Origin of the sequence: Marivirga tractuosa DSM 4126, from assembly GCF_000183425.1 — a bacterium.
In the GTDB taxonomy this organism is placed as follows: Bacteria; Bacteroidota; Bacteroidia; order Cytophagales; family Cyclobacteriaceae; genus Marivirga; species Marivirga tractuosa.
Genome location: NC_014759.1, coordinates 4,067,582 through 4,082,185 on the forward strand (window position 1 = coordinate 4,067,582; position 14,604 = coordinate 4,082,185).

The 14,604-nt window shown below is 35.9% G+C and carries 10 protein-coding genes; 2 read left to right on the forward strand and 8 right to left on the reverse strand.

Annotated elements, in window-relative coordinates; genetic code table 11:
• Positions 1–211: 211 nt before the first annotated feature.
• The 4 genes from FTRAC_RS17230 to htpG all read right to left on the reverse strand — a co-directional run bounded on the left by FTRAC_RS17230 (position 212) and on the right by htpG (position 8,359).
• Positions 212–4,831 (reverse strand): T9SS type A sorting domain-containing protein, encoded by a 4,620-nt coding sequence (locus FTRAC_RS17230; protein WP_013455565.1) that lies wholly within the window; start codon positions 4,829–4,831, stop codon positions 212–214.
• 253 nt (positions 4,832–5,084) lie between these two features.
• Positions 5,085–5,456 carry a fluoride efflux transporter CrcB gene (crcB, locus tag FTRAC_RS17235; protein WP_013455566.1) on the reverse strand — a complete coding sequence of 124 codons (372 nt, stop codon included), beginning with the start codon at positions 5,454–5,456 and terminating at the stop codon, positions 5,085–5,087.
• The gene (locus FTRAC_RS17240) at positions 5,453–6,343 is read right to left on the reverse strand and encodes a toxin-antitoxin system YwqK family antitoxin (protein ID WP_013455567.1); all 891 of its coding nucleotides are present in this window, start codon (positions 6,341–6,343) and stop codon (positions 5,453–5,455) included. The genes crcB and FTRAC_RS17240 overlap by 4 nt, the downstream gene beginning before the upstream one ends.
• A gap of 129 nt (positions 6,344–6,472) precedes the next feature.
• The gene (gene htpG, locus FTRAC_RS17245; protein ID WP_013455568.1) at positions 6,473–8,359 is read right to left on the reverse strand and encodes a molecular chaperone HtpG; all 1,887 of its coding nucleotides are present in this window, start codon (positions 8,357–8,359) and stop codon (positions 6,473–6,475) included.
• Between the two features lie 130 nt (positions 8,360–8,489).
• Between htpG and FTRAC_RS17250 the strand changes: the two genes are divergently transcribed.
• Both FTRAC_RS17250 and FTRAC_RS17255 read left to right on the forward strand, forming a co-directional pair.
• Entirely contained in the window at positions 8,490–9,281 is a 792-nt protein-coding gene (locus FTRAC_RS17250; protein ID WP_013455569.1) for a DUF4197 domain-containing protein, read from the forward strand.
• Between the two features lie 75 nt (positions 9,282–9,356).
• Complete coding sequence (locus FTRAC_RS17255; RefSeq protein WP_013455570.1) at positions 9,357–9,995, forward strand: outer membrane beta-barrel protein; 639 nt, start codon at positions 9,357–9,359, stop codon at positions 9,993–9,995.
• A gap of 35 nt (positions 9,996–10,030) precedes the next feature.
• On the opposite strand, the gene FTRAC_RS19490 is transcribed toward FTRAC_RS17255, so the two are convergent.
• The 4 genes from FTRAC_RS19490 to FTRAC_RS17275 form a co-directional block, all read right to left on the reverse strand.
• A complete protein-coding gene (locus FTRAC_RS19490; protein ID WP_013455571.1) occupies positions 10,031–10,900 on the reverse strand; it encodes an MORN repeat-containing protein in 870 nt (289 codons plus the stop codon).
• Between the two features lie 6 nt (positions 10,901–10,906).
• Positions 10,907–11,707 carry a DUF2490 domain-containing protein gene (locus FTRAC_RS17265; RefSeq protein ID WP_013455572.1) on the reverse strand — a complete coding sequence of 267 codons (801 nt, stop codon included), beginning with the start codon at positions 11,705–11,707 and terminating at the stop codon, positions 10,907–10,909.
• 4 nt (positions 11,708–11,711) lie between these two features.
• On the reverse strand, positions 11,712–13,676 hold the full coding sequence (locus tag FTRAC_RS17270) for a hypothetical protein (RefSeq protein WP_013455573.1): 1,965 nt from the start codon (positions 13,674–13,676) through the stop codon (positions 11,712–11,714).
• A gap of 221 nt (positions 13,677–13,897) precedes the next feature.
• Complete coding sequence (locus FTRAC_RS17275) at positions 13,898–14,380, reverse strand: DUF4293 domain-containing protein (protein WP_013455574.1); 483 nt, start codon at positions 14,378–14,380, stop codon at positions 13,898–13,900.
• Between the last annotated feature and the right edge of the window lie 224 nt (positions 14,381–14,604).

Sequence of the window (14,604 nt, forward strand, 5' to 3'; positions counted from 1 at the left end):
GCATAAATTGTTTACTAAAGGATTTTTGAAGTTTGGGCTTATTTCATAGTCCATCAAAATGATAATGCTGTTAAATCACCAAAAAATATATACAGGTATTATATAGAAAATTAAGCTTGAAATAAAGCATAAAAAAAGAGCGACTTTTCAGTCGCTCTTTTTTTTCAAGTATCTACCAATAGAAGGTAGAAATTATCCTTGCTAAAGAGATCTATTCTTTTATGAATTTAAGCTGCATTTGCTTAGTATTTGACTTAATAATAAGAACATAAACACCCGGGTTAAACTCAGACACATCTATTTTTTGCTCCTGACCATCGTATTTAATATGTTCTATAACCGTTCCAGAAGTATTGTAAATGAAAATCTCTGCATCAGCTTGAATGGTTAAGGGTTGAATAAATAATGTGTTTTGAACAGGGTTTGGATAAACTTTTGAAAGCAATTCAGAATCGATAGAAAGAGGTTCTTCCTCTACATCAGTTACTGTTATCGTTATAGCAGTAGTGGAACTAAACCCATTTTCATCAGTGGCTATGAGATCTAATTCATAGACATTATCTTCATTGGCATCAGCTGGAGCTTCAAAATCAGGAGCTGCATTAAAGCTAATGGCATCCGTACTGATAGTGAAAAGAGCTTCATCTTTATCACTTCCCAAGGCGAAGGTAGCTGTAACGTCAGCCGTGGCAGTATACACTGTTCCGCTACTATTTTCTTCTACACTAACACTTTCCGAAGAGGTAATGCTAGGGCCAGATTCATCTACATCGGTTACCGTTATGCTAATAGCTTTAGTGGAAGTGAACCCATCTCCATCGGTAGCTATAAGATCTAATTCATAGACATTATCTTCATTGGCATCAGCCGGAGTTTCAAAATCAGGAGCTGCATTAAAGCTGATGGCATCTGTTGAGATAGTGAAAAGATTTTCATCTTTGCTGTTTCCTAAGGTAAAAGTAGCAGAGACATCAGCTGTAGCAGTATAAACTGTTCCTGTGACATTCTCTTCTACACTAGCACTTGCTTCGGAGGTGATGGTCGGACCAGATTCATCGATATCGGTTACCGTAATGCTAATAGCCTTAGTGGTAGCAAACCCATCTCCATCGGTAGCTATAAGATCTAATTCATAGACATTATCTTCATTGGCATCAGCCGGAGTTTCAAAATCAGGAGCTGCATTAAAGCTGATGGCATCCGTTGAGATAGTGAAAAGACTTTCATCTTTGCTGCTTCCTAAAGTAAAAGTAGCAGAGACATCAGCTGTAGCAGTATAAACTGTTCCCGTGACATTCTCTTCTACACTAACACTTGCAGAAGAGGTGATCACAGGACCAGATTCATCGATATCTGTTACTGTAATAGTAATCGCTTTGGTTGTGCTAAAGTCATTTTCATCGGTAGCGATAAGATCCAATTCATATACATTATCTCCATTGTCATCGGCCGGAGTTTCAAAGTCTGGAGCCGCATTAAAGCTAATGGCATCCGTTGAGATAGTGAAAAGACCTTCATCTTTGCTGCTTCCTAAAGTAAAGGTAGCGGAGACATCAGCTGTAGCAGTATAAACTGTTCCTGTGACATTTTCTTCTACGCTAACACTTGCAGCAGAAGTAATGCTAGGTCCAGATTCATCTACGTCCGTGACCGTAATGGTAATAGCAGCAGTAGTGCTGAAGTCATTTTCACCTGTGGCGGTAAGATCTAGCTCATAGACATTATCTTCATTGGCATCAGACGGAGCTTCAAAATCTGGAGAAGAATTAAAGCTAATGACACCCGATGAGATAGTGAAAAGACTTTCATCTTTGCTGCTTCCTAAAGTAAAGGTGGCGGTGACATCAGCTGTGGCGGTATAAACTGGTTCATTAATATTTTCTTCCACGCTAACACTTGTCGCAGAGGTGATGGTAGGACCAGATTCATCTACATCCGTGACCGTAATGGTAAGAGCCTTAGTTGTGGCAAACCCATCTCCATCGGTAGCGATGAGATCTAATTCATAGACATTATCTTCATTAGCATCCGCTGGGGCTTCAAAATCTGGAGAATCATTGAAACTGATGGCATCTGTTGATATAGTGAATAGTGCTTCATCTTTGCTATTTCCCAAAGTAAAGGTTGCGGAGACATCAGCTGTAGCAGTATAAACCGTTCCCGTGATATTTTCTTCTACACTAACACTTGCTGCAGAGGTGATAGTAGGGCCAGATTCATCCACATCCAACACAGTGATGGCGACTTCTTGAGTAACTTCATTACCTCCCTGATCTGTTGCAATTAAATCAATAAGATAAATGTTGTCATTATTGGCATCTTGAGGAGTTTCGAAGTCTGGTGCAGTCTTAAAACTGATTTCATCGGCAGAGATATTAAAAAAGGCTTCATCTTTAGAATCACCCAAAGTAAAAGTAACTTCTTCATCTGCTGTGGCGGTATAGAAACTAGCGGTTTCATTTTCGTCCACGGAAGCTGTAGCCGCTGATGTGATGCTAGGAGGAACGAAATCAGTTAAGTTTTTATACAAATATGAAATATTACGACCTGATTGGTTTCTTCCTGTAATTAAAATGTCTAAAAGTCCATCATTATCGGTGTCAGCTAGCGATAGGTCGCCTTGAGAAACACCAGTGAGCGGTAAATTAGCTATTTCAGAAAAATTCCCACTTCCATCATTGACGTATAATTTGGTAGTGAATTGACCACTTTCATCGCCTGAAATAATGATGTCGTTTCCGTTTATTCCATCTATATCAGCAATTTTTGCAGCACTATTGTTGACTGCTGAAAATGGCGTTCCAGCAACTTCTGTGAATGTAGGGTTTCCGACTGTTCCATCATTTGTGTAGAGTTTTGCTACATTATTTCCTGTAATCAGAAGATCAAGGCTACCATCTCCATCTGTATCTCCGACAGCAATAGCACCATTCTTTACACCATCAAAGGTTTGTCCTGATGCAGAAAAACTCCCATTTCCGTCATTGATATATAAAATTGTAACGGCAGTTCCAGAGGAATTTTCTCCGGAAATTATAAGGTCAGGGCCATTTTCACCATCCATATCAGCAAAAGCAATGGAGCTATTTATTACGTCCTCAAAAGGAGTTCCTGCAACTTCTGTGTATGTACCATCACCATTATTTGTATATAATATTGTTGCATGGAAAAGTGATTCATTAGGATTTGCTCCCGTGATGACAACATCTAAATCATTATTATTATCTTCTTGGATATCTGCGAAAGCTATAGAACCATTATTTAATCCAGTAAGAGAAGTTGGAGTTCCGAAGTTTCCTGAGCCATCATTTAAATAAAGTTTAGTACTGAATACTTGTGGGAAACCAGGTTCTAATCCGGAAATCAATACATCTGGCCCATTTGCCCCATCTACATTGGCAAAAGCAATTGCACTGGTTTCAACTCCTGCAAACGGAGTCCCTGAAACTTCAGTGAAATTATTACTCCCATCATTTGAATACAGCTTAGCGATTCCGTTGTTGGCATTATCGTCACCGGTGATGATTACATCTTGGTTGCCATCATTATCTACATCAGCAAAAGCAGCAGCACTTTTAAAAACACCTTCAAAAGGAGTTCCACTTGCAAGTGTCAACACTCCCGTACCATCATTTGCATAAATTTCAGTGATTGGATTACCGGATGAATTTTTCCCTGAAATTATTAAATCTAAGCTGGCATCTCCATCAATATCTAAAAAGGCTACTGATCCATTTGAAATATTGGTAAATGATCCGCTTCCCCCCGGAAAGCCACCACTCCCATCATTAAGATAGAGTCTAGTAACTTCATCTCCTATTGAATTTGTACCTGAAATAAGTAGATCTGGGCCATTTGCTGAATTTACATCTGCAAAAGCCACTGCACTAAATTTCAGTGCATCAAAAATTTCGGAGCTTTCCGTAAAGCTAGCAGACCCATCATTTATGTATAGTTTTGTAACGGGTTGGTTTGAGCTATTAGATCCTGAAATCAATAAATCTTGGCTGTTATTATCATCAACATCTTCAAACGAAAGGTCACTATCTAATAATCCTTCAAAAGGAGTACCACTCAGTAATGTGAAATTAGCACTTCCATCATTCAAATATATTTCAGTTCGTTCTGCTGGAGTTTGATTGGGGAATGCCGCAGGCACACCATTTCCACTTAAGGCCACATCTAAGTCATTATCTCCATCCACATCTGCAAAAGCGATCGAACCTCTTGTTATCTTTTTAAAAATTGTACTTTTTGTAGTAAAACTACCACTACCATCATTTAGGTAAAGATTGGTAATTAAGACTGATGATGCATTAAGCCCTGATATTAGTAAATCTGGTCCATTTACTCCATCTAAATCAGCAAAAGCAATTTCACTACCTCGAACGCCCTCAAAATTTGCAGTGGCATCTTCAGTGAAATTTCCATCACCGTCATTAGTATAAAGCTTAGTGATCGGTTGACTAGTATTATCAAGACCTGATATCACTACATCCTGGCTTCCGTTTCCATCAATGTCCGCAAAAGTTACCGAACTTTCCGTAACACCTATAAATGGTGTCCCCGTTTTTTCTGTGTAATTACCGTTGCCATCATTAATATACAGTTTGGCAATAGGATCATTAGCATTATTACTTCCTGTGATGAGTACATCCAGTCCATTAATGCCGTCTACATCAGCATAAGCAATATCCCCTTCATCTGTTGGTTCGAATGCGGGAATGATTTGAGGAGCAGGTGCTGGAGGAGGCACTTGCTTAAAGTTAATTTGAGCAAATGCACTCGCTGCAGTAAGCAATAGGAGTAGAATTAAATTTAATCGTTTCATATATCAATTCATTTCAAAGGTTCAACAATTGTAACTTTTCTATTAGAGTTATATTTTACTCTATTAAACATAGGTTTTCAATGATAAAGATAAAAAAATCTAGTGTTATTTAATGAAAAGGTTTAGAATATATTTATTTAAAAAATAGAGTAAAGCCGGGCTGTCAACTTAAGTTCTATTGTAATTTGGAAGTCAGAAAGCCCGATTTATTGATAGCTACACTGCAGTTCTGAATGTGAAGACTCGATCTAAACTAAAATATTCTAAGAAAACTAAAACCTAAATAAACAAAGAACAAGCCCGCTGCTAAACTACCCATCCCGTACAACAAAAACATTCCTACTTGTCCATTTTGAAGATAGCTGAAATTCTCATATGAAAAGGTTGAAAAGGTAGTGAAACCACCGCAAAAGCCCGTAACCAATAATAGTTTGATGTTTTGAGAGGGATTTTCTATTAAATAAGCTATCAAAACCCCGATTAAAAATGAACCTAATAGGTTGGCAATGAGAGTTCCGTAAGGCAAGAAACTGGATAAGTATTTTTGAGCTAGCGTTGTGGTGCTATACCGGGCAATGCTTCCCAATCCACCGCCAAGCCCAATGAGGAGTAAACTTTTAATCATTTGGAAGCAAATTTACGGTTCCACTGGTCGCGGTCATATACTAAGTCACCTTTAGCATTCCACTCTTGATTGATGTAAGGCTTAAATTCTTGGTCGAATGGATCTCGACCATATTGAATCGTTTTTTTTCTTCGTCTTCTTTGGTCATAATATTCTGCCCATAGACCTACTTTTTCATCAAACCGATATTCTCCTTGCACGGCTACTTGGCCATTTTTATGGAAATAAAGGTAAGTTCCTTCTTTTTCACCATGTTCAATCGGAATCACTTCTTTCACATGCTGTCTTTTCTCTTCATCATAATAAGTGATTTTGGAATCTATTGGCCAGCCTTTAAAATAGGTGAGCTTATACAGAAGTATACCATTATTATCATAACGCATCCATCTTCCATGTTTAAGCCCATTCCAGAACATTCCCTTTTCTATCACCTGCTCATCCTTTATTTTCTGATAAGGTCCATGCAAAATCCCTGCAAATTTTGGGTCTGCATTTTTGGTACTTCTAATTTCTTTTCTCTTGAAATCATACCAATAGAAATCCCTTACATAAGGATCGGGTTCTACATATTCTTTCTTAAGATAGTTGAAAAGTTCGCGGGTGACATTGTTTCCATAACCTGACAAGGTGTAGTTTTTCCTTACCTTTTTACCGTAGTAAAAATTTCTTTTTTTCTTTTCCTTCTTTTTTTTGTCCTCTTCCTCTTCTTCCTCCTCTTCTTCTGTATTCAGGTCAATAGTTACAGGTGCTCCATCCAGAAACTGAAAGGTTCTCCTCACGGTGTCGGAAGCTGTTTCTGTAGTATCTTGAGGGATTTCTTCTTCCTGAGCCAATAGAATAAGAGGCAAGCCAATAAATAAGGTCGATATCAGTAAGAATTTCTTCATATTATCCAAAACGAAAACAGCCCGAAGTTATTGAAAATTCCGGGCTGTCTATAATAATTATTAAATTTTCAATTACGAATTACGAATTGGTGAACCTTAATTCGTAATTATCAAATTCCTAATTCGTAATTATTTCTCCATCATCTCCACGCTTCGGCTGATAAAGTTGGTTAAATCTTTACCGTTCAGCATGTTTTGAGAAAGAAGCGCTAAATCATAATTCTGCTTGGCAATATTCTTTTGCTCTTCTTCGCTTCCAGCTTTCAATATTTTGGAAGCCATTTTATGATTAGCATTGATGGTTAAATTATATTGATCTGGCATTCCGCCCATGAAAGGCATACCGCCTCCGGTTTGCTGCATATCCTTCATTCTGCGCATAAACTCAGGCATGGTTAGGGAAACTGGCAATTCATCAGGTGATAAAGCTTCTACAGCCACCGTCATAGATGAATTATTGATAGCCTCTTCAAATACTTTTTTCAGCTTCTCTTTTTCATCATCAGACAATACGCTTTCTGCTTTTTCGTCCTTATCAATCAATTTATCCACTATATCAGCATCTACTCGCTTCATATTGGTTTTCTCCAATTTCTGCTCAAGCTGATTAATGAAATGACTATCTATTGGGCTGTCTAATATAACCACATCATAGCCTTTTTTCTGTGCAGATGTGATATACGCATCTTGCTTATCAGGATTAGTGGCATATAGGATATTCACATTTCCATCCTTATCGGTTTGATTTCCAGCAATGCTTTCTTTATACTCATCTAGAGTGAAGTATTTGTCTTGCTCTATGCTTTTTAATAAGCAGAATTTTTTCGCTTTGTCATAGAACTTATCATCACTCATCATACCATACTTCACAAATAAGCCAATGCTTTCCCACTTTTCTTCGAATGATTTTCTATCATTTTTGTAAAGCTCAGCTAACTTATCAGCCACTTTCTTGGTAATGTGGTTGTTGATTTTCTTTACATTGCTGTCGGACTGCAAATAACTTCTCGATACGTTCAACGGAATATCAGGAGAGTCAATTACTCCGTGCATTAACATCAAGAACTCTGGTACCACATCTTTCACCTCATCAGTAATGAATACCTGACGAGAGTACAATTGAATTTTATTTTTCTGAATATCAAAGTCATTCTTGATTTTAGGGAAGTATAAAATTCCTGTCAAATTGAACGGATAATCAACATTTAAATGAATCCAGAATAATGGTTCTTCACTAAATGGATAAAGCTCTTTATAGAAGTTTTTATATTCTTCGTCTGATAGATCAGCTGGAGCTTTTGTCCATAGGGGAGTAGTGTTATTGATAACTTTAGGTTTTGTTATCTTCTTCTCTTTTGCATCATCTCCCTCACCTTCTTTAATAGTCTCTTCCTCTTCACCAAAGATGATAGGTACAGGCAAGAACTTGCAATATTTGGTCAAGATTTCATTGACTCTGTGTTCTTCTAAAAATTCCTCAGAATCTTTATTAATGTGTAAGATGATTTCAGAACCTCTTTCTTTTTTATCACCGTCAGTTAATTCAAACTCAGTACTTCCATCACAAACCCAGTGGGCAGGAGTGGCATCTTTCTCTCTTGATAAAGATTTGATCTCTACTTTGTCTGCCACCATAAAGGCAGAATAGAAACCTAAACCGAAGTGCCCAATGATACCTGATCCTTCTCCTTTTTCCTTATATTTCTCCACAAATTCAGTGGCGCCAGAAAAGGCGATTTGGTTAATGTATTTTTTGATTTCCTCGCCAGTCATACCGATCCCTTTATCGATGACATGCAAAGTCTTTTTCTTTTTATCAATTTTAATTTCGATGCTTAAATCACCCAAATCACCATCATATTCACCTAGGGTACCCAGACTTTTGATTTTCTGAGTGGCATCAACTGCATTGGAAACCAACTCACGAAGGAATACCTCATGGTCAGAGTATAAAAATTTCTTAATTATTGGGAAAATATTTTCCGAATGGATCGAAATACTACCTTTCTCTTGCATTTTAGTTACTGTTTTGTTTTATCTCTTGCCAATCCTCAATTCTTATTCCAGTCGTAATTTAATCTGCATTAGCTGTCAGCTTGGCAGAAAAAAAATCTGTAAATTGCATGAACTGAAAATTTATCATACTATGAACCGGATACCCCTAATTTTCTTTGCCATTTTTTGTACTATAATCTTTAATTCTTGTGAAACTTTAAAGCAAGTTGCTAAAGATTACGATCTTGATCCAACCCAAACGGGACAATTGACTGAGCGGGAAGTAATTCAAGGATTGAAATCTGCTTTAGAGGTGGGCACAAAAGCAGGAGTTGATCAATTAGCAGCTACAAATGGCTATTTGAGAGATGAAGCAGTAAAAATTTTATTGCCCTCTGAACTACAATCTGCTATTGCTCAATTGAAATCCACTTCAGCTGGTAGAAAAGTTTATGATGAATTGATTAAAGATATTGAAGCCGATATGGTAGTCAGTTTGAACCGTGCTGCTGAAAAGGCTGTGATAAAAGCCAAGCCCATTTTTGTAGATGCCATCACATCTATGACGGTACAAGATGGATTTGACATATTGAAAGGGGATGACAATGCAGCCACTTCTTATTTACGAAGTAAGACTTTTAATCAATTGGTTAATGCTTTCAAACCTGATATAAAGAATGTTTTGGATGATCCAATTGTCTATAATAGAAGCAGTGAGCAATTGTATAGCAGTTTTGTGAAAACCTATAATGAAGTAGAAAAGAATGATATTATCAATGCCCTGAAACTTGATCCTATTAATGAGAAGGATTTAGCCACATTTGTTACGGAACGTGCCTTGGACGGCATGTTTCAAAAAGTAGCTTTGAAAGAAAAAGATATCCGAGAAAATCCTTCAGCAAGGATAAATGATATATTGAAAAAGGTATTTGCTCAACAATAGTTTATAGATTTGCACTGATTTTGAGTCGGGTAAATTATTCATTTAAGTTAATTGAATATAAGATATTTTTTAGATATGAGATTAAAAGGTTTTTTAATTTTTACTGTCCTGATTTCTTTTTGGGCTATTCAATTTCCTGATGAATTGAATGCACAGGATTATGGGCTGAAAGGGGGGCTGGTGGTTTCCACTATAAATGGTCAAGGAAATAGTAGCTTAAAGCCTGGCTTACAATTAGGTGCTTATAAAAAATTTGGAGCCACAGAAAAGCTTTTTGTTCAAATGGAGGCTTTAATTACTCAAAAAGGTTCATGGAATTGGGATAGCGAAAACATTAATAATATCAATCTATATTATTTTGATTTCGCCATAATGTTTGGCGTTATGATCTCTGAAAAATTTACAGTCAATTTGGGTATTCAACCCTCTATTTTCTTAGGTGGTAGTTATAAATATTCAACAGGTAATCAAGAGCATAAAGAAAGCCTAAAAGGTCGAGTAAGTACGATGGATTATGCCACCCTATTTGGATTGGAATACGACTTTGATGAAAATTATACAATAGGTGGAAGGTTTAATTACAGCTTTGTCCCGCTGCAATCCTATGAAAACAATTTTGCTGAAAATGCTGAGCTTCCATATTCCTTGGTCTTTCAGCTATATGGGAAGGTTAAGATGGAAAAAGTATTAAATATGATTAAAAGTGAGGAGTAATTGATAATTACTAATTAATAATTATTAATTAAGCTTTACTGCACTAATTCATCATTTTTCCATTGGCCATCTAGCTTCACATTTCCATCTTTATCGTAAAGCGTACCTTGACCATTTCTTTTATCATTTTTCCATTCGCCTACATATTTTTCACCCGTATTCCAATAATAAGTACCAGTTCCTTCTCTTTTGTCATTTTGGTATTCTCCTACATATTTATGACCATCTACCCATTTATAGGTTCCTTTTCCATGTTTCATATTATTCTTCCAATCACCATCATATACACTGTTGGAACTGTAATGACCAACACCTTCACCGTTTGCCTTTCCAAATTTCACTTCTCCGAAATAAGCGATTTTAGTGCCGTTGGCATTATAAAAAGTCAATCGGCCCAATTCAGCTTTATTTTGAATCTGTCTTTCCTTTTGAGCTATGGTATTTTTTAGGGAGGACAGATCTTTATCGAATCTGTTTTGTAAATTCTCCATTTTTTCCTGGTACTCTTTTTCTACCTCACCAATTTTATTATCCATTTCTCGCTCCATACTTGCCATTTGTGAACTGCTCATATTTTGCGTGCTATCAAGTTCCGATCGCAATGAATTAAATCGGGCTATAGTAGCTTTTCTACTCTTTAAAAAACTGTTATTGTCAATTGAATCAGCTATTTCAAGGTAAATTTCCATAGCCTCATCATATTTCCCAGTAATAAAAAATTCATCTGCTTTGGATTTTTGACGGTATAATGCACTTTGTTGCACTAAATTCTCCAGTTGTTCGGTTTTGGTTTGAGCTTCTTTCTTAAAGTGGTTTTTTCTTTTGCTAAGGAAGAAAATAGCTACCAAACAACCTACAATAATAATGGGCGAAACAAAGAGCGATATTTTTTTGAGTTTATCCATATCGGGTTAATCTGAAAATTTAATGGTTGGTATTTTTTGTTCTTCTTTTCTGAAATCTAAAGAAATATATGTACTCAATCTAATAATTAATCTTCTTCTGTATAAGGTAGGGTCATTAATGTTTTGTCCGGTCGTGTACATCAATCCTAAAGAACTTGAAACCCTTGGACTTGCAATATAGCCTAGGTTTCCATAGAGTCTTAAGTCTTCAACGAAGCTACCTACTACATTTTTCCCGCTTTGCATAATCAGTTCTACGCTAGGAGAAACATAAAAAGTTCCTGGCTTTAACTTATTCCCGTTTAGAGGGATTTTCATATAGAAATTATACCGCCAGCGGTTACCAAATTTGAATTCGTCTTGGGTGGTTCTGCTTCCTCTTTTCCATCTATGCTCAATCCTGATTCTATTGTATAACATAAATTTTGGAAAGGGTAGTACAAATAGATATTGATGCCAAATCCTTGGTTCAATATAAATAGGATCGTATTCTGCATTGCCAGGTTGGGGGGTGAAGTTTAGACGTAAAACACCACCAACAGTGAAATTGAAGTTGGGAGACACAACATAGTTTAAGCCGTGCCTATTGTATACTTGTGCCATTCGGTCAACAAATGGCGTAGTGGCTGCACTGCCCACTCTTCTATAGTGCATTTCACCAGCCCAATAGAGCTTGTCGGCTATCCTAAATTTATTGTAGGAACTAAGCCATAAATTTGTACTTAAATCTTCAAAATCTGCTTCTAGTTCCTGAGCTGAAATATTGAAATAAGCACCTAATAATATAATTAGTAAAAGTTTTCTCATACCATCAAAAGCTTAATTCCATATCTAATACTTCCGCTGCTTCTTTAGCCGTGTTAGTCCTTTTTACTTTTCGTTCTTTTCTATTGGTGTTTTCCTCATTAAGAACATCAATCATTTCATCATATAAAACTTTAAAATTGGCTTGGTAAGCCCTTATGTTATCGCAGCTTAGATTTTGCATATTTTGAAATATGCCAGGTAACAATAATTTATTGAAAGCCTTGTAAATGGAAGGTTTTGATTTCTCTTCCATATTGGTGAAAGTGTATGGATTAAATACTTCTTTTGTATAGGCCTCATTGATTTTATAAATGCTTTCAGGTGCTTTGTTTATAGTGTAAATTAACTCTTCAGTTCTATTAAAACATTGAATAAGGGGTTCTATAGCACGAGTTTTCTCCTCGATAGTAGTCAAGTTGGAGTAGAAAGCAAGCTGTGCATCTGTAAAATCTACGATAGCTTTTGCGACATCAATTCCAGCGAAATTATCATGCTCACCTGTAATTAAAGAGTCAGCTAAATAGTTGGTTTTTTCGTATTTAGCCAACATTGCATTTTCTAACTCCACCAATTTCTCTTCTTCTTGAATTTCTTGAAGATATTCGTGTAAATGCTCTTTTATCAAAATCAATTCTACCTCTATTGCATTCATTAGAGCAAAAAGTCTGAATAAGTTGCTTTGATTATTTGAAAAGTTTAATTGAGATTGGAATTCATAATCTTGTGATAATGTATCACTATTAAAAATACTATTGATAGCAGATTTATCCCTTAAATCAATTTTATATTGAATCAATTTATCTCGTTCAAAAAATTTCAATTGTTCGTTCTCATGCAGTGCTAGGATTTCCTGAGTTGGTATTAGAATGAAATCATTAATATCTTCCAATACGTTTTTAGCTTCAGCCACTTTATTGGTGGAAACGCTGGCAATATTAAATTGTGGATTGCTTAATATGGACTGGGCTTTTTCTTGATTCGTCTCAAATTTCTCTTTCACTTTCTGCAATAAAGCCAGTTCTTTTTCAGTAATAGGAGCTGCTTGTAGTTTGCTTTTGATTTCGGGCTTAATATTGCTTTTGGTGATAGGGGAGAAGCTTTGGTCTACCAGGTCTAAATTTTCCAGTAAAGTAAAATATAAATTACTTATTTTATCCTCCTCCTTGTATTTTTTTAATAACTGTTCATTATAGATTTTGGCTTTTAAATCAATTATCTCTAGAAATTTATGATCAAGCAAAAGGTTTTCTGTTAATAGATCTGCTGAGATTGGTTTTTCAATTATTATTTTCTGCACTTCTTCATTCCTGTATAAGTGCATAGCCACAATGCTGTTCTCATCAAATATCCATTCCTTTATTAATTCTTTTTCTCCAGAATGCGACACCTTATAGAATGACCAAGTTCCTTGGGTCAATTCATTTTCTCCTATTTCACCTTCTAAAATATTATTTTCAATGCTTAAACGAAATTCACCTTTGGCTTTACCTTTCTCAAAATTTATGCTTGCTGTTAGTGTAGTGTCTGATATTTTGGAATTGCGGATTTGCCAATCATAAAGTTCCCAAACGCCAGTTTTTTCACCTACAATAAAATTTCCAATTGCCATAAATTCATGACCGTTTACATCATAGGAGTAAGTATAGTCTTTATAATAGCCATCACCGGTCGGTTCGAAAGATCCTTCTTTTAATTTCCAGGTTTCATCTGCTCGATTTTCGATAAAATATCCTTCAAGCGACAAGTATTCATAAATATCTTCTCTATTTTCAAATTGCTGAGAGAGGCTGAATTCGCCATTATAGATTGTGTCTTCTTCACTTATATAATATTCATATTTTGCCAAATACTTGGTGTTGTCGATGGTATAGGTGCTATCGTAAATTTGAATATTTTGCGCCTGAGTCCATGAAGATAAGAGTAGTAATGCTATGATTTTGAGTAGTATATACTTTTTTGTGCTCTTCATAAATGGTAATGGTATCAAAATCAAATGTACTAATAATTTTCTTGGGCACTTAAACCGAATTATTAACTTTTGGCTTGGAGGGTTAACTTTTTATAAAAAAGCATTCTAAGTGCCAATAGTATAAAAATGAAATCGACATAAAATAAGCAGAATTCAATAACTGATCATGGTTTTAAATAAATCCTGAAAGAAATCAATTATTGAATAATGATCACTTAAAATTACCGTATTCTATCCATAGACCTTACCAATCTTTCATCTTTTCTGATGAAGCGGACTGCCAGTGAATTAAATACCAAAGCAATGGCAGGCAAAAATAATCCATAGCTGTAAGATCCCTGAATACCTGCTAATAATTCACCCTCAGCCTGAGTTGACCAGTATGCCGAAAGCCCTAAAGCGGTACCGATTAAAAGAGAGTTCAGCGTTGATAACATGATTTGACGCATTCTCTTTTTGTACATTCCAATAGAAATAAAAGCTATGCAAACAGACAGAAGCCCCAGGATTCCAGGGATAACATAAGGCATAAATTCATTTTTCACGCCTTCTTCAGGAGAAGTGACGGTTTCTAAGTAAAAAGCGGTTAAAGTGTAAGATGCACCTGAATTGGTATCGACTTTTTGCCATAAAGGAGCAAATAAAAATACCAACATAGCTAATCCTACAATTAATAAAAATATGGTTTGAATTCTTTGAATCATCGAAAAGTGCTTTTTGTATTTTGCAAATATACAGTAAAATTCAGTTTGGGTAAATGAGTAGAGCAGAAAAATACACTAGGCCTATGAATTCTTTGAAATAATAGGCAAGTCATTTCATGCTGAAATCATATATTGAAGTAAGGCGATGGCATGCACCTTATTTCTAAAGGAGGTAAGACGTTGTATATTAACTTATGCTGAATCTTCAGATGCACTTTCTATCT